At 71.5% G+C, this 18,716-nt stretch carries 15 protein-coding genes; 11 read left to right on the top strand and 4 right to left on the bottom strand.

Features of this window, described 5'->3' with window-relative positions:
* Nucleotides 1-8: 8 nt before the first annotated feature.
* Nucleotides 9-1,043, bottom strand: a complete 1,035-nt coding sequence (locus ACFVZW_RS14535) for an O-antigen ligase family protein (protein WP_384520790.1) — start codon at nt 1,041-1,043, stop codon at nt 9-11.
* 218 nt (nt 1,044-1,261) lie between these two features.
* Here ACFVZW_RS14535 and lnt point away from each other — a divergent pair, with 218 nt between their 5' ends.
* The 4 genes from lnt (at nt 1,262) to ACFVZW_RS14555 (ending at nt 6,334) form a co-directional block, all read left to right on the top strand.
* Nucleotides 1,262-2,863, top strand: coding sequence for an apolipoprotein N-acyltransferase (gene lnt, locus ACFVZW_RS14540; RefSeq protein ID WP_384520792.1), 1,602 nt, complete (start codon nt 1,262-1,264; stop codon nt 2,861-2,863).
* Between the two features lie 125 nt (nt 2,864-2,988).
* Nucleotides 2,989-3,471 (top strand): NUDIX domain-containing protein, encoded by a 483-nt coding sequence (locus ACFVZW_RS14545; protein ID WP_384520794.1) that lies wholly within the window; start codon nt 2,989-2,991, stop codon nt 3,469-3,471.
* A 154-nt stretch (nt 3,472-3,625) separates the two neighbouring features.
* Nucleotides 3,626-4,387 carry a 3-hydroxybutyrate dehydrogenase gene (locus ACFVZW_RS14550; RefSeq protein ID WP_384520824.1) on the top strand — a complete coding sequence of 254 codons (762 nt, stop codon included), beginning with the start codon at nt 3,626-3,628 and terminating at the stop codon, nt 4,385-4,387.
* A gap of 57 nt (nt 4,388-4,444) precedes the next feature.
* On the top strand, nt 4,445-6,334 hold the full coding sequence (locus ACFVZW_RS14555; protein WP_384520796.1) for a helix-turn-helix domain-containing protein: 1,890 nt from the start codon (nt 4,445-4,447) through the stop codon (nt 6,332-6,334).
* A gap of 122 nt (nt 6,335-6,456) precedes the next feature.
* Here ACFVZW_RS14555 and ACFVZW_RS14560 read toward each other — a convergent pair whose 3' ends face one another.
* Nucleotides 6,457-7,833: an MFS transporter gene (locus tag ACFVZW_RS14560; RefSeq protein WP_384520798.1), complete on the bottom strand. Its 1,377-nt coding sequence runs from the start codon at nt 7,831-7,833 to the stop codon at nt 6,457-6,459.
* A 189-nt stretch (nt 7,834-8,022) separates the two neighbouring features.
* Here ACFVZW_RS14560 and ACFVZW_RS14565 point away from each other — a divergent pair, with 189 nt between their 5' ends.
* Nucleotides 8,023-8,727, top strand: coding sequence for a 4'-phosphopantetheinyl transferase family protein (locus ACFVZW_RS14565; protein ID WP_384520800.1), 705 nt, complete (start codon nt 8,023-8,025; stop codon nt 8,725-8,727).
* On the opposite strand, the gene ACFVZW_RS14570 is transcribed toward ACFVZW_RS14565, so the two are convergent.
* Both ACFVZW_RS14570 and ACFVZW_RS14575 read right to left on the bottom strand, forming a co-directional pair.
* Nucleotides 8,694-9,353, bottom strand: a complete 660-nt coding sequence (locus ACFVZW_RS14570) for a response regulator (RefSeq protein ID WP_384520801.1) — start codon at nt 9,351-9,353, stop codon at nt 8,694-8,696. The two genes, ACFVZW_RS14565 and ACFVZW_RS14570, sit on opposite strands and share 34 nt — an antisense overlap.
* On the bottom strand, nt 9,350-10,582 hold the full coding sequence (locus ACFVZW_RS14575; protein ID WP_384520803.1) for a sensor histidine kinase: 1,233 nt from the start codon (nt 10,580-10,582) through the stop codon (nt 9,350-9,352). Before ACFVZW_RS14575 ends, ACFVZW_RS14570 begins: the two co-directional genes overlap by 4 nt.
* A gap of 135 nt (nt 10,583-10,717) precedes the next feature.
* Between ACFVZW_RS14575 and ACFVZW_RS14580 the strand changes: the two genes are divergently transcribed.
* The 6 genes from ACFVZW_RS14580 (at nt 10,718) to ACFVZW_RS14605 (ending at nt 18,403) form a co-directional block, all read left to right on the top strand.
* On the top strand, nt 10,718-11,629 hold the full coding sequence (locus tag ACFVZW_RS14580; RefSeq protein ID WP_384520805.1) for an ABC transporter ATP-binding protein: 912 nt from the start codon (nt 10,718-10,720) through the stop codon (nt 11,627-11,629).
* Complete coding sequence (locus ACFVZW_RS14585) at nt 11,626-12,483, top strand: ABC transporter permease (protein WP_384520807.1); 858 nt, start codon at nt 11,626-11,628, stop codon at nt 12,481-12,483. Before ACFVZW_RS14580 ends, ACFVZW_RS14585 begins: the two co-directional genes overlap by 4 nt.
* Nucleotides 12,484-12,853: 370 nt before the next feature.
* Nucleotides 12,854-13,273 carry a YbaK/EbsC family protein gene (locus ACFVZW_RS14590; protein WP_384520809.1) on the top strand — a complete coding sequence of 140 codons (420 nt, stop codon included), beginning with the start codon at nt 12,854-12,856 and terminating at the stop codon, nt 13,271-13,273.
* A gap of 301 nt (nt 13,274-13,574) precedes the next feature.
* The gene (locus ACFVZW_RS14595; RefSeq protein WP_384520811.1) at nt 13,575-15,158 is read left to right on the top strand and encodes an MBL fold metallo-hydrolase; all 1,584 of its coding nucleotides are present in this window, start codon (nt 13,575-13,577) and stop codon (nt 15,156-15,158) included.
* Nucleotides 15,159-15,260: 102 nt separating this feature from the next.
* Nucleotides 15,261-16,280: a 4-hydroxyphenylpyruvate dioxygenase gene (gene hppD, locus ACFVZW_RS14600; RefSeq protein ID WP_384520813.1), complete on the top strand. Its 1,020-nt coding sequence runs from the start codon at nt 15,261-15,263 to the stop codon at nt 16,278-16,280.
* Nucleotides 16,277-18,403 carry an aminotransferase class I/II-fold pyridoxal phosphate-dependent enzyme gene (locus ACFVZW_RS14605; RefSeq protein ID WP_384520815.1) on the top strand — a complete coding sequence of 709 codons (2,127 nt, stop codon included), beginning with the start codon at nt 16,277-16,279 and terminating at the stop codon, nt 18,401-18,403. Before hppD ends, ACFVZW_RS14605 begins: the two co-directional genes overlap by 4 nt.
* The last annotated feature ends 313 nt before the right edge of the window (nt 18,404-18,716 follow it).

Here is an 18,716-nt window from a genome sequence, read left to right on the forward strand (position 1 = left end):
TTCGTTCGTCAGTCGTCGGTCGGGGCCGGTGCCGCGCGGGCCGTCGCCAGGCCCGCGAGCAGTCCGGCACCCGCGGTCACCGGCGTGAAGCTCAGCGCGTTGCCGACCGTGGCGAGCGCCGCCAGGGCGGTCAGGGTGGCCGCCGCCGTCAGGACCACCGCCGTACGCCGGGGCGAGGTCCACAGGCCGCACACCAGCCAGCCGTACGCCGCGCCCAGCAGGACGACTCCCGGCACCCCCTGCTCCGCCGCCTGTTGGAGCGGGGCCGAATGCGGCTTGCCATCGGCGTACAGGGTGGTCCGGGCGGTGGGGCTCAGCGCGCCGAAGCGCTCCGGGCCGACCCCGACCAGCGGGTTCTCCTTCGCCATCGAGGCCGCGTCCTGCCACAGCAGCACCCGGTGCCGGGTCAGCTGCCCCTCCAGGGAGACCGTGAGCCCCTCAGGCAGCCGCTCCTCCGCCACGGCCCAGGACGCCCCCACAAACAGCCCCGTCGCCAGCGCGAGCCCCGCGAGTCCGAAGAGCCGGCGCCGCATCCGTACCGCCGCGAGCGAGCAGAGCAGAACACCGAGCGCCGCGACGAAACCCACCACGGAGCCCAGGAGCAGCGCCACGCCCGCCACCGCGAGCGCGAGTGTCCGCATCAGGAGGCGGGCCGGGACCGAATCGGTGGCCGAGGCCGCGCAGCAGGCCGCCCCGGCGGCCAGGACGAGCAGCGCGGCGGCCGCGCCCGTATGACCGGGAGGTACGGAACCGGCGGGAGTGGCGCCCGGGATGCTCGGCCCGGAGGTCAGCGCGAGGCCGAGCGCGGCCAGGGAAGCGGTCGCCGCAGCGGCCACGGGGAGCAGGGTGCCCGAGATCCGGCCGCAGGCGTAGCCCGCGGCGAGGGCGAGGACGGCGAGGAGGATGCCCTCGGGGCGGGCGTCCCGGCCGGTGGCGGTGACGAGCGACCACAGCACGACGGCGCCGAGGATCAGCACCCCGGCGACATCCGGTGCCCGCCCACGCTCACGCACGGCGGCCCGCTCAGCCGCAGGTGCAGCCATCCCCGTCGACCCCCCGCTCCGTCTGGCCGACACCGTAACGGTGCTGCCGGGGTTTGGGGAGCGAATGCGCAGGAACGTTGCGGCAGAAGTGAGGGAATGGTGACGGCGGCGCAGCCGCGCGGCGCGTGGTCCCGGGGTTCCCACCGTGCGCGGCCTCGTCCGTCGGCCGCCGGAGCCGGAGTCCTCGGGGCTCGGGTACGCGCCGTAGACTCCGCAACGTGAGCACCACGATCACCCCCGTCGACGCCTCAGGACCCGCCGCCACCCCGGAGCCCGGTCCGTCCGGCCTGCGGCGCCTCGTACGGCCGGGAGCGGCCGTGCTGTCGGGCGTGCTGCTCTTCCTGAGCTTCCCGCCCCGACCGCTGTGGTGGCTGGCACTGCCCGCCTTCGGCCTGCTCGGCTGGACCCTGCGCGGCCGCCGCCTGCGGGCCGGCTTCGGTCTCGGCTACCTCGCCGGTCTCGGCTTCCTGCTGCCCCTGCTGATCTGGACCGGCTCCGAGGTCGGCCGCTTCCCGTGGATCGCGCTCTCCGCCGTCGAGGCCCTGTTCATCGCCGCGGCCGGTCTCGGGATCGCGGCCGTCTCCCGGCTTCCCGGCTGGCCGGTGTTCGCCGCCGCGGTGTGGATCCTCGCCGAGGCGGCACGCGCGCGTGTCCCCTTCGGCGGTTTCCCCTGGGGCAAGATCGCCTTCGGCCAGGCCGACGGCGTCTTCCTGCCCCTGGCGGCCGTCGGCGGCACCCCGGTACTCGGCTTCGCCGTCGCGCTCTGCGGCTTCGGGCTGTACGAGGTGGTCCGCCAGGTCCGCGCGTACCACGCCACGGGCGTCGTCCCGCGCGGCCCGCTCGCGGCGGCCGCGCTCACCGTGCTCGTACCGGTCACCGGCGCCCTCGCCGCGCTGCCGCTCGTCGACGACTCCGCGGAGGACGGCACCGCGACCGTCGCCGCCGTCCAGGGCAACGTGCCCCGCCTCGGCCTCGACTTCAACGCACAGCGCAGGGCCGTCCTCGACAACCACGTCGCCCGCACCAAGGAACTGGCCGAGGACGTCGCGAACAAGAAGAAGCCCCAGCCGGACTTCGTCCTGTGGCCGGAGAACTCCTCCGACATCGACCCCTACGCCAACCCCGACGCGGCCGACGCCATCAGCGGGGCCGTGCAGAAGATCGGCGTACCGACCGTGATAGGCGCCGTCGTCGCGCCGGACACGGGGAAGCTCCGCAACACCCTGATCCAGTGGGAACCGGACAAGGGACCCGTCGCCACATATGACAAGCGGCACGTCCAGCCCTTCGGCGAGTACATCCCGATGCGGTCCTTCGTACGGATCTTCAACAGCAACGTGGACCGCGTCAGCCGTGACTTCGGCCCGGGGACCAAGGTCGGTGTCTTCGACCTCGCCGGCACCAAGGTCGGCCTGGCGACCTGCTACGAGGCCGCGTTCGACTGGGCCGTGCGGGACACCGTCACCCACGGCGCCCAGCTGATCTCCGTACCGAGCAACAACGCCACCTTCGGCCGCAGCGAGATGACCTACCAGCAGCTCGCCATGTCGCGGGTGCGGGCGGTCGAGCACAGCCGCGCCGTCGTCGTACCGGTGACCAGCGGCGTCAGCGCGATCATCGAGCCGGACGGCGAGATCGTGGCACGGTCGGAGATGTTCACCCCGGACGTCCTGGTCGAGAAGGTGCCGCTGCGCTCCTCGCTCACCCCGGCGACGCGGATGGGCACGCTGCCCGAAGCGCTCCTGGTGGGCGTCGCGGCCGCCGGGCTCGGCTGGTCGGTGCTGCGGGCCGTGCGGGCCCGCCGGAGCCGCGAGGCCTGAGCGCTCACAGGGCGCCCGGCCTCGGGTTCCGCGCTCACGGGTCGCCCGGCCTCGGGTTCCCCGTGTCCGAGGGGTTCTGATCGGAAGTGAGCGTTCTTGATCCAGAGGGGGCTTAGGGTCGAAGCATGGGTACTCCTGACTTCATCCGCGAACTCCGGGCCAGCGCCGGCCACCAGCTGCTCTTCCTGCCGGGTGTGAGCGCCGTCGTCTTCGACGACCGGGGCCGCGTGCTGCTCGGCCGCCGGACCGACAACGGAATGTGGTCGATCATCGGCGGCATCGTGGAGCCGGGCGAGCAGCCCGCCGCGTGTGCCGTCCGCGAGGTGTTCGAGGAGACCGCCGTACGCTGCGAGGTCGAGCGGGTCGTGCTCGTCCAGACCCTGCGCAAGCCCATCGTCTATCCCAACGGCGACCAGTGTCAGTTCATGGACGTCACCTTCCGCTGCCGCGCCGTCGGCGGCGAAGCGCGTGTGAACGACGACGAGTCCACGGACGTCGGCTGGTTCGAGGTGGACGACCTGCCGGAGATGAAGCGGTTCTCGCACTTCCGGATCGAGCAGGCGCTCAGCAACGAACCCACATGGTTCGACCCCATGCCCCAGAGCTGAAGTATGGGTTCTGAACACATCGGTTGGTGGTGGGACGCTTCATAAGGTGCGGAACATGAGCGCCCCCACCACATCAGGTCCCGCACCGGCACAGGTCTCGGCACCACTCGCACAGGGCCCCGCACCCGCCGCCACCCCCGCGCCCGGCTCCGTCATGCTCGACCTCGCCGGTCGCACGGCGCTCGTCACCGGCGCGGCCGGCGGCATCGGCCGGGCCTGCGCGCTCCGGCTCGCCGCCGCGGGGGCCCGGGTCCGAGCGGTCGACCGGGCGGCCGACGGACTGGAGGAGCTCGTCGAGGCGGCCGACGGTCTCGCCGGCGCCGTCGAGCCGCAGCTCCTGGACCTCACCGACCTCGACGCCGCGGAGGCCGCGGCCGCCGGCACCGACATCCTCGTGAACAACGCCGGGCTCCAGCTCGTCCGCCCCATCGAGGAGTTCCCGCCGGACGTCTTCCACACCGTCCTCACCGTGATGCTGGAGGCTCCCTTCCGGCTGATCAGGGGCGCCCTGCCGCACATGTACGCGCAGGGCTGGGGCCGGATCGTCAACCTCTCCTCCGTGCACGGCCTGCGCGCCTCCGCCTTCAAGTCCGCCTATGTGGCCGCCAAGCACGGACTGGAGGGACTCTCCAAGACCGCGGCGCTCGAAGGCGCCCCGCACGGCGTCACCTCCAACTGCGTCAACCCCGGTTACGTCCGCACACCGCTGGTCGAGCGGCAGATCGCCGACCAGGCCGCGGCCCACGCCATTCCCGCCGAGCGGGTCCTCACCGACGTCCTGCTGAAGGACTCGGCGCTCAAGCGGCTCATCGAGCCCGAGGAGGTCGCCGAGGCGGTGCTCTATCTCTGTACGCCGCAGGCGTCGTTCATCACCGGAACCTCCCTGGCCCTCGACGGCGGCTGGACCGCGCACTGACGACAGGTTTTCCACAGGGCTGGTGCGATCACCCCTACGACAGGTATCCCTGTGTCCATGTCCCAAGAACAGGTCTCCTACCTGGAGCTCCTCGCGCGAGGAGCCGCCACGGAGGGCTTCGATCGGCCCGTGCTGCTCGCCCGTGCGAGCGGCGCGGGCCCCGAGGAGCTGGCCGAGCTCGAACAGGCCAAGCAGCTCGCCCTGCGCGTGCGCGCCGAGCTGGAGGGCAGGCGCCGCCGCGAGGCCGAGCTGTCCGCCCTCTTCGAGACCGCCCACGACCTCGCGGGACTGCGCGACCTCGACGCCGTGCTCCGCGCCATCGTCCAGCGCGCCCGCTCCCTGCTCGGTACCGAGGTCGCCTACCTCAGCCTCAACGACCCGGGCGCCGGAGACACGTACATGCGCGTCACCGAGGGCTCGGTCTCGGCGCGCTTCCAGCAGGTCCGGCTCGGCATGGGCGAGGGGCTCGGCGGTCTCGTCGCCCAGACCGCCCGGCCGTACGTCACCGAGAACTACTTCGACGACCCCCGCTTCCAGCACACCGCCACCATCGACTCCGCCGTGCGCGACGAGGGCCTCGTCGCCATCCTCGGCGTGCCACTGACCCTGGGCAGCCAGGTGATCGGCGTGCTGTTCGCCGCGGACCGGCGCGCCCGCGTCTTCGAACGGGAGCAGGTCGCGCTGCTCGGCTCCTTCGCCGCGCACGCCGCCGTCGCCATCGACACCGCCAATCTGCTCGCCGAGACGCGCTCGGCGCTGGCCGAGCTGGAGCGGGCCAACGACATCATCCGCGAGCACAGTGCCGTGATCGAACGGGCCTCGGAGGTCCACGACCGGCTCACCGAGCTCGTGCTGCACGGCGGCGGCGTTCACGACGTGGCCGCGGCCGTCTCGGAAGTCCTCGGCGGAAGGGTCGAGTTCATCGACGCCGGTCTCGACTCGGCCCGGCTCGCCGACGGCCACGCGCTGCGCGAGGGCGACCGCTGGGTGGCGGCCGTCTCGGCCGGCGGGGAGACCTTCGGCGCCCTCGTCCTGCACGACCAGCCCGACCTCGACCCCGTCGACCAGCGCACCCTGGAGCGCGCCGGCCTGGTGACCTCCCTGCTGCTGCTCGCCCGCCGCTCGGCCGGCGAGGCCGAACAGCGGGTACGGGGCGAGCTGCTCGACGACCTCCTCGACGCCCCCGACCGCGACCGCCGGCTGCTGCGCGAGCGCGCCGCCCGCCTCCGTACCGATGTCGACGCACCCCACGTCGTGCTCGCCGCCCGCACGGACCGGACCGGCTCCGGCGGCGAGGCCGACGCCGGGGTACGGGAGAGCGCGGACCGCCAGCGACTGTGGTCGGCCGCCTCGCACCTCGCCGCCACCCGGCAGGGGCTGGCCTCCGCGCGCGACGGCGGGACGGTGCTCCTGCTCCCGCTCGGACCGGGCGAGTCCGCGGCCGAGTTGGCCCGGCAGACCGCCAAGCACCTCGGCGGCGCGCTGCGCGAGAGCGTCACGGTGGGCGCCTCGGCCCCTGTCGCCTCGCCCCTCGCCACACCCGACCGGGTCGCGACCGCCTACGAGGAGGCACGGCGCTGCATGGACGCCCTGCGCCTGCTGCACCGCTCGGGCGAGGGAGCCGCCGCCGAGGACCTGGGCTTCCTGGGCCTGCTGCTCGCCGACACCCGGGACATCGACGGCTTCGTCGACCGCACGATCGGCCAGGTCGTCGCGTACGACGAGCGGCGCGGCACGGACCTGGTCCGCACGATGGACGCGTACTTCGCGAGCGGCATGAGTCCCGCCCGCACGAAGGACGACCTCCACGTCCACGTGAACACGGTCGCCCAGCGTGTCGACCGCATCGGCCGCCTCCTGGGCCCGGACTGGCAGTCCCCGTCCCGCGCCCTGGAGATCCAACTGGCCCTCCGCCTCCACGCGATGTCGGCGGCCGTCACCCGCTGACCGGCGCGAACCGACGCCCGGCTCCAAGCACCTCATGTCGGCAGCCGGGCGCCGACGGCACGAAGCGGCCCCCTCAGCCATCTCGGCCGAGGGGGCCGCTCGGTCCCCGTCGAACAGTGCGGTCAGGCGTCGGCGCGGACCGGGGCCGTCGCGGCCTGGGAGGCGTCCTCGGCCACCTCGGAGAGGTCGCGGTTACGGGTCTCCCGGGCGCACGCGATGGCGACGATCGTCAGGAGCGCGGCGGCGATCACGTACAGGGCGATCGGCGTCGAGGAGCCGTAGTCGGCGAGCAGCGCCGTCGCGATCAGCGGAGCGGGGGCGCCGGCGGCCACCGAGGAGAACTGCGCGCCGATGGAGGCGCCCGAGTAGCGCATCCGGGTCGCGAACATCTCGGAGAAGAAGGCCGCCTGCGGCGCGTACATCGCCCCGTGCAGGACCAGGCCGACGGTCACGGCGAGCAGCAGCGAGCCGAAAGTGCCCGAGTCGATCAGCATGAAGAACGGGAACATCCAGGCGCCGACGCCGACCGCGCCGATCAGATAGACCGGGCGGCGGCCGATCCGGTCCGACAGAGCGCCCCACGCCGGGATGACGGCGAAGTGGACGGCGGAGGCGATGAGGACGGCGTTCAGAGCCGTCTGCTTGGAGAGGCCCACCTGGGTCGTCGCGTAGACGAGGATGAACGCGGTGATCACGTAGTAGGAGATGTTCTCCGCCATGCGGGCGCCCATCGCGATCAGCACATCGCGCCAGTGGTGCTTGAGCACGGCGACCAGCGGCAACTTCTCGACCTGACCGGCGGCAGCGGCCTTGCGCTCCTCGGCGGCGGCCAGCGCGGCCTTGAACACGGGGGACTCGTCGACCGAGAGCCGGATCCAGAGACCCACGATGACCAGCACACCGGAGAGCAGGAACGGTATGCGCCAGCCCCACGAAAGGAACGCCGAGTCGGAGAGGAGCGCCGTGAGCGCCGACAGCACACCGGTCGCGAGCAGCTGACCGGCCGGCGCGCCGGTCTGCGGCCAGGAGGCCCAGAACCCGCGCCGCTTGGCGTCCCCGTGCTCGGAGACAAGCAGCACGGCCCCGCCCCACTCCCCGCCGAGCGCGAAGCCCTGCACCAGACGCAGCACGGTCAGCAGGACGGGAGCGATGGACCCGACGGTCGCGTGGGTCGGCAGCAGACCGATCGCGAACGTCGCGCCACCCATCAGCAGCAGGCTCAGGACCAGCAGCTTCTTACGCCCGAGCCGGTCGCCGTAGTGCCCGAAGACCAGCGCACCGAGCGGCCGGGCGGCGAACCCGACCGCGTAGGTCAGGAAGGAGAGCAGCGTTCCGACGAGCGGGTCGGACTCCGGGAAGAACAGCTTGTTGAAGACCAGCGCGGCGGCCGAGCCGTAGAGGAAGAAGTCGTACCACTCGATGGTGGTGCCGATGAGACTCGCGGCGACGATGCGCTTGAGATTCGACTCGGCGGGTGGAGCCGACGCGGGGGAGGCCATGTGCACCACTTCCAGGGATGTACGGGGACGTTTTCGTGTTGCCACACCGTAGAAACACGCAGGTCACCGGCGTATGTGGTGGGACACCATAGTTCAGCGCGTCTGCATGCACGTCACCACCATGGGGTCGGTGGAGTGTTCAGGTCCGGCCGTACCCAGACGCCCCAGCCCTCGTCTACCGTCGGCCCCGTGCACCCACCCGACCACCCCGAGGTATGGATCCTGAGGGCCCCCGCGACCGCGGAGCGCGGCATGCTCGACCTGAGCGTCCTCGACGCCGCCGAGCGGGCCCGGTTCACCGCGCTCGCCCGCCCGCGGGACCGCGCCCGTTACGCCTTCGCGCACATCGCGCTCCGCACCGTCCTTGCCGCCCGGACCGGCCTGCCGGACCATGCGCTCCGGTTCGGGCGCGACCCCTGCCCGTGCTGCGGCGCACCGCACGGACGGCCCATCCTCCAGGACCACTCCGGAGGTCCGGAGTTCTCGCTCTCCCACCGCGGTGACCTGGTGGTGATCGGCCTCGACGTCGAGCCCATCGGCGTCGACGTCGAGCCAGAGCCGACCGAAGAGACCATGGCGCAGGTCCTGCCCCTGCTCCATCCCGGCGAGCGTGCCCGCGTCGAAGCCGCCGAAGTCGGCGCGCGGACAGGAGTGTTCGCGACGCTCTGGGCACGCAAGGAGGCGTACCTCAAAGGTCTCGGCACCGGGCTCGGACGCGACCTGGCCGCCGACGACGTCACCGGCGACCTTCCCGGATGGACCCTCGCCGACCTGCCCGCCGGACCGGGGACCGCCGTGGCCGTCGCCGTACGCCACCCCGAGCGCGAGATCCGACGGTGGTACGAACTGCCCGGTGGCGCCTACCTCGGGCGGCCCACCAGTCCTGTCTCGTAGGCGGTGATGACCAGCTGGACCCGGTCGCGCGCGTCGAGCTTGGCCAGCAGCCGGGTCACGTAGGTCTTCGCCGTGGCCACGCTGATGCTCAGCTCGGTGGCGATCTCCGTATTGGACAGTCCGCGGCCCACCAGCGTCAGCACCTCGTGCTCACGGTCGGTGATGCTGCCCAACATCCGTGCGGGTGCGGCCGTCTCCACCGGGCGCTGCGCGAACTCCTTGATCAGCCGCCGGGTCACGGCCGGCGCGATCAGGCCGTCGCCCGCCGCCACGACCCGGATCGCGGCCAGGATGTCGTCCAGCGCCATGTCCTTCACGAGGAAGCCGGACGCCCCGGCGCGCAGCGCACCGTACACGTAGTCGTCGTCGTCGAACGTCGTCAGCACGATCACCTGAGGGCCGTCGCCGCCCTCCGTGATGCGGCGGGTCGCCTCGATGCCGTCCATGCCGGGCATCCGGATGTCCATCACCACGACGTCGGGCCGCTCGTCCGCGACCAGCCGGACCGCCTCCTCGCCCGTCCCCGCCTGGCCGACGACCTCCAGGTCGGCCGCCTGGGTGATCACCATCTCCAGCGCGGTGCGCACCAGGGGCTGGTCGTCGACGAGTACGACACGGACGGTCATCGGGCTCCTGAGGTCGCGCTGCTCGGTACGGGAAGACGGGCGGTGACGAGGAAGCCGCCCCCGGGGCGCGGCGCGGCACTGAACTCCCCATGGAGCAGGGCGACTCGCTCGCGCATTCCCACAAGACCGTATCCCATACCGGACGTCGAGCCGTCTCCCCGGCCCCGGTCGGCGACCTCGATGGCGAGGCCACCGGCGCCGTAGTCGACGGTCACCAGGCACGCGTCCGCGCCCCGCGCGTGGCGTACGACATTGGTGACCGACTCCTGAATGATCCGGAAGGCCGAGAGATCGATCTCCGGTGGCAGCGGCCGCCGTTCACCGAGCCAGCGCACCTCCACGCGCACCCCGGCCGCCGTCGTCGTCTCGGCGAGCCGCTCCACGTCCGCGAGCCCCGCCACGGGCGCGAGCGGCGCCCCGGCCGCGTCCCCGTCGCCGTCCGCCAGGTCCGCCTCGCGCAGGGTGCCAAGCATCCGCCGCAGCCCCGAAAGGGACTCCCGGCCCGCGCTCTCCACGGCGAGCATCGCCTCGCGCGCACTCTGCGGCTGGGAGTCGACCACCCGGGCCGCCGCACCGGCCTGGAGGGCGATGATGCCGATGCTGTGGGCCACGATGTCGTGCAACTCCCGTGCGATCCTCAGCCGTTCCGCGCTCACCGCGCGGGCGGCCACCTGCGCGGCGAGCTGGGCGCGAAGCTTCTCGGCGTAGTCGCGCGACTGGTGCACGGAATTGCCCACCAACCAGGCGACGACGACGGTCAGCGCCACATAAGGCTCCGACGGCGTCCCGCCCTCCTCTCCGTACAGCAGCCGTCCGGTCAGACAGAGCGAGAGGACGGCGAGTGCCGCCCCGGCGAACGGAAGAGAGGAGCGGCGCGGGTGAGTAGCGGCGACGAAGGCGAGGGCCACGTCGACGGAGAGGAACTGCAGCGGAGGGATCTCCCACTGCCGCCACGCGGCCGTGAAGGCGCCCGTCCCGGCGAGCAGGAGCACGAACCCCGGCCAGGGACGGCGTACGAGCAGCGCACAGCCGGCCAGGGCCAGCGCGGTGGACAGGGCGAGGAACAGCTGCCCCCAGAGGGGGGTCAGGCCGACGCGCGAGGCCGCCGCACCGGGCGCGACCGACGGCGACAGGACCAGCGGGTACAGCGCCGCCGCGCACCAGGCGGCTCCCGTCCAGATGCCCGGCGGGACCCGCTTCAGCGGCGAGAGACGGGGAGTGTCCAGCATGGCACCGATGGTAACGGGGCCATGCGGGGCGGTGGATCGACCCAGGGTTGTACAACCGTGGTCGACAGAAGCGCTCGGAGATTGTCCGCGGTGGGCCGATGACGCCCAGGGCGGCCTCGGGCCACGATAAAGCGCATGATCGAAGTAAACGAACTCACGAAGCGCTACGGTCCGAAGGCCGCTGTCAGTGACCTGAGTTTCACCGTGCGCCCAGGCCATGTCACCGGATTCCTGGGGCCCAACGGCGCCGGCAAGAGCACGACCCTGCGCATGATGCTCGGGCTGCACCGCCCCACCAGCGGCAGCGTCCTGATCGACGGGCGCCCCTTCGCGGACCGCCCCCGCGGCATGCGCCACGTCGGGGCGCTGCTCGACGCCCACGACGTCCACGGAGGCCGTACCGCGCAGGCGCACCTTTCCGCCCTCGCCGTCAGCAACCGCCTTCCGCGCCGCCGTGTCGGCGAGGTCCTGGACGAGGTCGGCCTCGGTGACGCGGGCGGGCGCCGTATCGGCGGCTTCTCCCTGGGCATGAAGCAGCGCCTGGGCATCGCGACCGCCCTGCTCGGCGACCCGCCGGTGCTGCTCTTCGACGAGCCGCTCAACGGGCTCGACCCGGAAGGCGTGAAGTGGGTGCGCGGCCTGTTCCACCGGCTCGCCGCGGAGGGACGCACCGTCTTCGTCTCCAGCCACCTGATGTCGGAGATGGAGAACACCGCCGACTTCCTCGTCGTCATCGGCAGGGGCCGGCTCATCGCGGACGAGAGCCTGAAGGACTTCGCCGCACGCGGCACCCGCCAGAGCGTCAGCGTGCGCACGCCCGACGTCGCGGCGCTGCGGGCGGTGCTCACCGATGAGGGTGCACACGTAGAGCCCCAGACCGACAACTCGCTTACGGTGACCGGCATGAGCGCCTCACGAATCGGCGACCTGGCCTTCCGGAGCATGGTCCCGGTGCACGAACTGACCCCCCACACCGCATCGCTGGAGGCGGCCTTCATGGAACTCACCGCCGACAGCGTCGAATACGCAGCAGGAGACACCCGATGACCGCGACCGTCACTCCCCCCACATCGTCGCCCGTGCGGTCCGTGGACACGACCGAGCCCCGAGCCCGCTTCGGCGACCTCGTCGCCGCCGAGTGGATCAAGCTCTGGTCGCTGCGTTCCACCCCCTGGGCGTTCCTGGGCGGCGCGCTGGCCATCATCGGTTTCAACGTGTTCACCGCGTACAACGACTACAGCAACTGGCCCAGCTGGAGCGCCCAGCAGAAGGCCGAGTTCATGCCCAACTGGGCGATGCTCGACGCGTTCACCGACGCCGCCGTGCTGTGCCTGATGCTGACCGCCAGCGCGATGGGCGCCCTCACCGTCGTCGGCGAGTACAGCACCGGACTGATCCGTACGACCTTCACCGCCGTGCCCGCCCGACGTTCGGTGATGGCCGCCAAGGTCCTCGTCGTCACGCTGGTGACGACCGCGCTCGGCCTCGTCGCCGCCGGCGGTTCCTTCTGGCTGACCCAGGCGATCCTCTCCGGGCGGGACACCGGCCTCTCGATCGGCGACGCGGGCGTCGTGCCCGCACTCCTCGCCTCCGCCCTGGTCGCCCCGGTGGCCGCGCTCGTCGGCATGGCGATCGGCGCCCTCGTGCGGGCCAGTGCCGCCACCATGGGCGTGAGCTTCGCCGTGCTGCTGCTCGTCCCGATGGCCGTGAGCGACGACCACTACGGAACGGCCGTCGTCGATCACCTGCTGCCCTACAGCGCCTGGGCGCGGCTGGTCGAAGTCGTGGAGAAGCCCGCGCACTTCCCGTGGTCGGAGGGCGGGGCATGGGCGGTGTACGCGGCTTGGGGCCTCGTCTCCGCCGTTGTCACCGTGGTCGCGGTACAGCGCCGGGACCAGTAACCCGCACGCGTCACACGGAAAGCCGCCGTCGGAGGTCCGACGGCGGCTTCGTCGTTGTCCGCGTGTTTCCTCCGGGCCCTTTCCGGGTCCTTTTCCCGCTCTCTGTCTCAAGGGGCTGTGCAACAGCGGTTGAACAGCTGCCCGTTTCGCCACGGGTTCCTAGGATGGATGACACTCCGGATCATCGCGTGCGCAACGAGTCGTACGCGCATGACTGAGCGGGCGGTCAGATCCCGCTGGGCACGTTCTCCCTTTCCCTTTTCTTCTCCGTCGCGGAGGCATGGTGCACCGCTGCCCTGATGCAACAGATGGACCCGACGTCTACCAACGGCTCACCGAGATGTTCTCGTCCTGCTCGGTCTCCTACCGAATGATTCCCCACGAACCCGAAGGCTCCACGGAGGCCGCCAGCAGACTGCGAAGACATCCCCTGGAACAGGCCGCGAAGTCCATCGTCGTACGCGTGGCCACGGGCAAGCGCTCACGGCGCTACGTGCTGGCGGTGGTCCCCGGCGATCGCCGCGTCGACCTGGCGGCGCTGGCCGACCGATACGGCGGGCGGGAGGCGTCGTTCGCGGACCGGGAGGTGGCCGAGCGGCTGGCCGGCAGCGTCAGCGGATCCATCATCCCGTTCGCATTCTCGTCCGAACTGGATCTCCTCGTCGACGAGAACCTGCTCGTCCACGAGGAGATCTACTTCAACGCCGGCCGGCTCGACCTGTCGGTCGCCCTGTCCGTCGCCGACTACCTCGACCTCGCCGAACCGACCGTCGCGCCGATAGCCGCGTGACGACGCGGGGAACCGCGCGAAGCGGGCGCCGATCCGCCGCGGCCGGCGTTCAACCGCACCGTACCGGCGGTTGAACGCCGGTTTGAGCGGGCCGTCGGCCTCTCGCGGGTGTTCAGACCGACCGGCATTGAGCGACGGATCGCGCCGGGGCATTCTGCTGCGGCAGGGCACCACCGGAGCCGGACTTCAGAGCCCTGCTGTTTCCTTTTCGTTCTTCACGGTCCGCTGTTGCGCCATGAGCAATTGATGCGCACGCCCCGGGCGGTCCTATGTCTTCGGTTCTCCTGGAGGGAATGCGTTCATGGCTGACGAGCAGCTTTTTCTGCGGTCGAAAGCAATCATCGAGCCGCTTGTGGACAGGTTCTTCGCCTGGCCCTACACGATCGCGCCGGTGCAGGCGGCGATGAACCTGGCCTTTCTCCAGGTACCGCTGCTCGAGTCCTACCTGCAGTCGCCGCAGGTACACGTCGCGGCCAGCAACAACCCGGAACTGCGCGGTGGTTACTTCATCAACATCCCGGAGGAGCGCGCCGACGAGGTGCGTGACCTGCTCGCCGCGATCAAGCGCGACCGGGCGGACATGCTCAAGTTCGCCGAGGCGATCGCCGCGGGGCAGGAGATCCTGCGCGCCAACGCCACCGGCTTCGACCTGACCCCGCTCTACCCCAAGCTGCCCGCTGAGCTCGGCGGCCTGGTCGAGCTCGCGTACGACACCGACAACCAGGCTCAGATGCGTTTCATGGAGCCGGTCGTCTACAAGAGCAACGTCTACCAGGAGGCCCGACAGTCGGTGCAGCTGTCGATGGAGACGGGCATCGAGCGCCCGTTCATCCTCAGCACGCCGCGTCTTCCCTCGCCCGACGTCCTGGAGCTGGACATACCGTTCCGCCACGAGGGCCTCGCGGAGCTCTTCAAGAGCCGCGTGCACCCGACGACGCTCGCGCACCTGCGCGAAGCGCTCGGTCTCGACGATGCCCAGGCCAAGCAGCTGCGCACCCTGCTCACCGACAAGCCGAGCCTCTCCGAGGACCGCCACATCGAGAGCGGCGGCCGCATCCGCTACTTCGGCCACGCCTGCCTCGTCCTGCAGACGCCCGAAGCCGCCATCGTCACCGACCCGTTCATCAGCGCGGACAGTGACAAGACCGACCGGTACACACTGGACGATCTGCCCGACTACATCGACCTCGTCCTGATCACGCACGGCCACCAGGATCACATCGTCCTGGAGACGCTGCTGCAGCTGCGCGGCCGCCTCGGCGCGATCGTCGTCCCGCGCTCCTCGCGCGGCAACCTGGCCGACCCGTCGATGGCGCTGATGCTGCGTCACCAGGGCTTCAACGTGATCGAGGTCGACGACTTCGACGAGGTGGAGTTCCCCGGCGGCAAGATCACCGCGACGCCGTTCCTCGGCGAGCACTGCGACCTCGACATCCGCGCCAAGTCGACGTACTGGGCGGAGGTGGCCGGCAAGAAGGTCTTCATCGGCGCCGACTCCTCCGGCATCGAGCCCAACCTCTACCGCTACATCAAGAACCACCTGGGCCGGGCCGACATCGCGTTCCTCGGCATGGAGTGCGACGGCGCTCCGCTGACCTGGCTCTACCAGGCCCTGCTGACCATCCCGGTCACCAAGAAGATGAGCAACTCCCGGAAGCTGTCCGGCTCCAACGCCGAACAGGCCGCCGCGATCATGACCGAGCTGGGCGCCGGCGAGGCGTACGTCTACGCGATGGGCGAGGAGGACTGGCTGGGCCACGTCATGGCCACGACGTACACCGAGGACACCTACCAGATCAAGCAGATCGAGGAGTTCCTGACCTGGTGCAAGGACCGCGACATCAAGGCCGGTCACCTCTTCAAGCAGCAGGAGTGGCGCTGGTAGCCGCTGCCTGACCACGCATGTGACAACTCTCGGGCGGGGCACCCCCAGACGGCCGCACAGCGCGGCGTGGGTGCCCCGCCCCCGGCAACAGGAGGCTTTCCCGTGGTTGTGCAAGACATGGCATACGTGGAGCTGTTCACCAGAGACAAGCTCGCTGCCGTCGACTACTTCGAGTCCGCCATGGGCTTCACCCGCGTCGCCGACTCGGTGGAGGTCGACCGCAGCTCCATCCTGCTCAGACAGGGCGACGTACAGATCGTCGTCACCTCGGGGCGGGGCCTGTGGAAGTTCCTCGACGAGCACGGCGACGGCATCGCCGACATCGCCATGACCTGCGACGACGTCGCGGCGACCCGGGAAGCGGCGCTCCTCGCGGGCGCCAAGCCGGTCGGCTCCCCGCACGGCAGCACGGTCGTGTCCGGGTTCGGCAACGTGGTGCACACCCTCGTCCCCGCGGTCGGCGGACCCGCCGACCAGCTGCCGCCCGGCCGTAACTGGATACCCGTGGCGGGCGCCGGTCGCCCGCAGGGACGGATCCGGCTCCTCGACCACATCGCGGTCTGCCTCGACGGCGACTCGCTCGGCGAGTACGCGGACTTCTACCGCGAGGCCTTCGGGTTCTCCCGCTTCTACTCCGAGTACGTCACCGTCGGCGGCCAGGCCATGGACTCCGTGGTCGTGCGCAGCGGGTCGGGCGGCGTCACCTTCACCCTCGTCGCGCCGGACCCGGCCAAGGATCCCGGCCAGCTCGACGCGTTCCTGGAGCGCAACGGGGGCCCGGGGGTCCAGCACCTGGCGTTCCTCGTCGACGACATCATTCCGGCCGTGCGGGAGTTCAGGGACCGCGGGATCGACTTCCTGACCACGCCCGACACGTACTACGACCTGCTCGTCGAGCGGTTCGAGCAGCTGCGCGGGATCGTCGGCGAGCTGCGCGAGACCCAGGTGCTCGCCGACCGCGACGAGTGGGGACACCTGCTCCAGCTCTTCAGCCGCTCCCCGTACGAGCGCAACACGCTCTTCTTCGAGCTGATCCAGCGCCAGGGCTCGCGCGGCTTCGGCAGCTCCAACATCCGTGCGCTGTACGAAGCGGTGGAGCGCGAGCGGCTGACCGCAGGATGAGCGCCACCGACCCTACCGCCGCGCCCCCGGTCACCCTGGCCGACTACGCGGCCGGAGCGCGCTCGGTCGTCGAGCCCGATGTGTGGGACTTCCTGGAGGGCGGCGCGGGTGACGAACGTACCCTCGCCGCCAACCTCGCCGCCTTCGACCGGGTGTCGCTGCGCCCCCGGGTACTGACCGGACGGGGTACGCCCGACACCAAGACCGCGATCCTCGGCCGCGGTTGGGCGGCCCCGGTCGCGGTCGCGCCGATGGCGTACCACACGCTCGCCCACCCCGACGGCGAGAGCGCCACCGCCCGCGGTGCGGGCGCGGCCGGGGTGCCGCTCGTCGTGAGCACCTTCGCGAGCCGCACGTTCGAGGAGATCGCGGCCGAGGCCTCGGGCCCGCTCTGGCTCCAGGTCTACTGCTTCCGCGACCGGGCCACCACGCGGCGGCTGGTCGAACGGGCCGAGCAGGCGGGCTTCGAGGCCCTCGTGCTCACTGTGGACGCGCCGCGCCTGGGCCGGCGGCTGCGCGACGTACGCAACGGCTTCCGGCTGCCCAGAGGCGTCGCGCCCGCCAACCTGTCCGGCGCCGACTTCTCCTCGCCGAGCGCTCACGCCGCCACCGAGTTCGAACCGGCTCTCGACTGGTCGGTGATCTCCTGGCTGAGGTCGGTCAGTTCGCTGCCCATCCTGGTCAAGGGGATCCTCTCCCCGGACGATGCCCGGCGGGCGCTGGCGGCGGGCGTCGACGGCATCGTGGTGTCCAACCACGGAGGGCGCCAGCTCGACGGCGCCCCGGCCACCCTCGACGTCCTGCCGGAGATCGCGGCGGCCGTAGCCGGAGCCTGCCCGCTCCTCGTCGACGGCGGCATCCGGCGCGGCGCCGACGTGCTCGCCGCGCTCGCGTCCGGTGCCGACGGGGTGCTTCTCGGCCGCCCCGTCCTGCACGGCCTGGCCGTGGCCGGGGCCCGCGGAGTCGAGGACGTCCTGGCCCTGGTCACGGAGGAGCTGACGGAGGCGATGGCGCTCACCGGCATCGGCTCGGTCCGCGACGCCGGACCGGAGCTCGTCGGCGGACGAGCCGTGCCAGCCCGCCCGGTGCACAACCCCGGACCCTCGGGCCTGCGCCCGGAGGACCTGCACGGCAGTGTCTCGGACCCGGTCCTGGGCACGATGACGTTCCTCAACGAGATCACCACTCACTACCCCGACGCGGTCTCCTTCGCGCCGGGGCGCCCCTACGAGGGGTTCTACGACACCGAGCAGATCTTCACGTACCTGCGCCGCTACCTCGACCACCTGGAGACAGGGGGCGCCACGCCCGAACAGGTGCGCTCCGCGCTGTTCCAGTACGGACCCACCAGCGGCCAGATCCGCGAGCTGATCGCCGACTCGCTGCGCAAGGACGAGGGCATCGACGTGCCCCCGGAGTCGGTCGTGGTCACGGTCGGAGCCCAGGAGGCCATGCTCCTCGCGGTCCGGGCGCTGATCCGGGGCCCCGAGGACGTCCTGCTCGTCTCCAGCCCCTGCTACGTCGGGATCACCGGCGCGGCCCGGCTGCTCGACATCCACCCGACCGCGATCGCCGAGGCCGAGGGCGGGTTCCGCTGCGCCGACCTGGCCGCGGCGATCCGCGCCGAACGGGCCCGTGGGCGCCGCCCCCGGGCCTTCTACATCATCCCCGACCACTCCAACCCCACGGGCACGACGGTGCCGCTGGAGACCCGGCGTGAGCTGCTCGAACTGGCCGCTCGCGAGGACATCCTGATCATCGAGGACAGCCCCTACCGGCTGGTCAGCCCCGGCCGGCAGCTGCCGACCCTCAAGTCCCTGGACCGAGGGCGCCGCGTGCTGCACCTGGGCTCCCTGTCCAAGACGCTCTTTCCTGGAGCCCGCGTCGGCTTCGCGATCGCGGACCAGCCCGTCACCGACGCGTCGGGCCGCACGAGCCTGCTCGCCGACGAACTCACCAAGATCAAGTCCATGGTGACGGTGAACACCTCGCCGCTCAGCCAGGCCGTCGTGGCGGGCATGCTGCTCACCGCGGACGGCCGCGCCTCCGAGCTCAACAAGGCCACGGCCGCCTACTACGGCGACGCGATGCGGGTCACCCTCCAGGCGCTGGAGTCGGGCTAACCCCAATGGCCAGGTGCCGCTCTCGGGGGGTGGTGGTACTCTCCGAGCGGAGGCTTCTTCCTCTCCGTCACTGTCCCCTTTTGCGCGGACAACGCCGCGCTCACGCGCGCGGCGCAGGAGTTCGGGGTCATCTGGACCCCGATGTCGTACTTCTATCCCCAGGGAGGTGGCGAGGACAGCCTCCGGCTGTCCGTGAGCTATCTGACGCATGATCAGATCCGGGACGGCATCGCGCGCCTGGCACGCTTCGTCAGAGCGGAGGCGGCCCGCACCCGGACATGAGTATGCGGCGGTTGCCGCGGGGCAAGAGCCC

Origin of the sequence: Streptomyces sp. NPDC059567 (assembly GCF_042735655.1) — a bacterium.
In the GTDB taxonomy this organism is placed as follows: Bacteria; Actinomycetota; Actinomycetes; order Streptomycetales; family Streptomycetaceae; genus Streptomyces.

What these genes read in the sequence shown, in the direction of transcription:
- ACFVZW_RS14605 (WP_384520815.1), top strand. Translation starts at nt 16,277, where the DNA reads ATGAGCGCCACCGACCCTACCGCCGCGCCCCCGGTCACCCTGGCCGAC.
- ACFVZW_RS14535 (WP_384520790.1), bottom strand. Translation starts at nt 1,043, where the DNA reads ATGGCTGCACCTGCGGCTGAGCGGGCCGCCGTGCGTGAGCGTGGGCGG.
- ACFVZW_RS14555 (WP_384520796.1), top strand. Translation starts at nt 4,445, where the DNA reads ATGTCCCAAGAACAGGTCTCCTACCTGGAGCTCCTCGCGCGAGGAGCC.
- ACFVZW_RS14595 (WP_384520811.1), top strand. Translation starts at nt 13,575, where the DNA reads ATGGCTGACGAGCAGCTTTTTCTGCGGTCGAAAGCAATCATCGAGCCG.
- ACFVZW_RS14580 (WP_384520805.1), top strand. Translation starts at nt 10,718, where the DNA reads ATGATCGAAGTAAACGAACTCACGAAGCGCTACGGTCCGAAGGCCGCT.
- ACFVZW_RS14585 (WP_384520807.1), top strand. Translation starts at nt 11,626, where the DNA reads ATGACCGCGACCGTCACTCCCCCCACATCGTCGCCCGTGCGGTCCGTG.
- ACFVZW_RS14550 (WP_384520824.1), top strand. Translation starts at nt 3,626, where the DNA reads ATGCTCGACCTCGCCGGTCGCACGGCGCTCGTCACCGGCGCGGCCGGC.
- ACFVZW_RS14575 (WP_384520803.1), bottom strand. Translation starts at nt 10,582, where the DNA reads ATGCTGGACACTCCCCGTCTCTCGCCGCTGAAGCGGGTCCCGCCGGGC.
- ACFVZW_RS14590 (WP_384520809.1), top strand. Translation starts at nt 12,854, where the DNA reads ATGATTCCCCACGAACCCGAAGGCTCCACGGAGGCCGCCAGCAGACTG.
- ACFVZW_RS14545 (WP_384520794.1), top strand. Translation starts at nt 2,989, where the DNA reads ATGGGTACTCCTGACTTCATCCGCGAACTCCGGGCCAGCGCCGGCCAC.
- ACFVZW_RS14570 (WP_384520801.1), bottom strand. Translation starts at nt 9,353, where the DNA reads ATGACCGTCCGTGTCGTACTCGTCGACGACCAGCCCCTGGTGCGCACC.
- ACFVZW_RS14560 (WP_384520798.1), bottom strand. Translation starts at nt 7,833, where the DNA reads ATGGCCTCCCCCGCGTCGGCTCCACCCGCCGAGTCGAATCTCAAGCGC.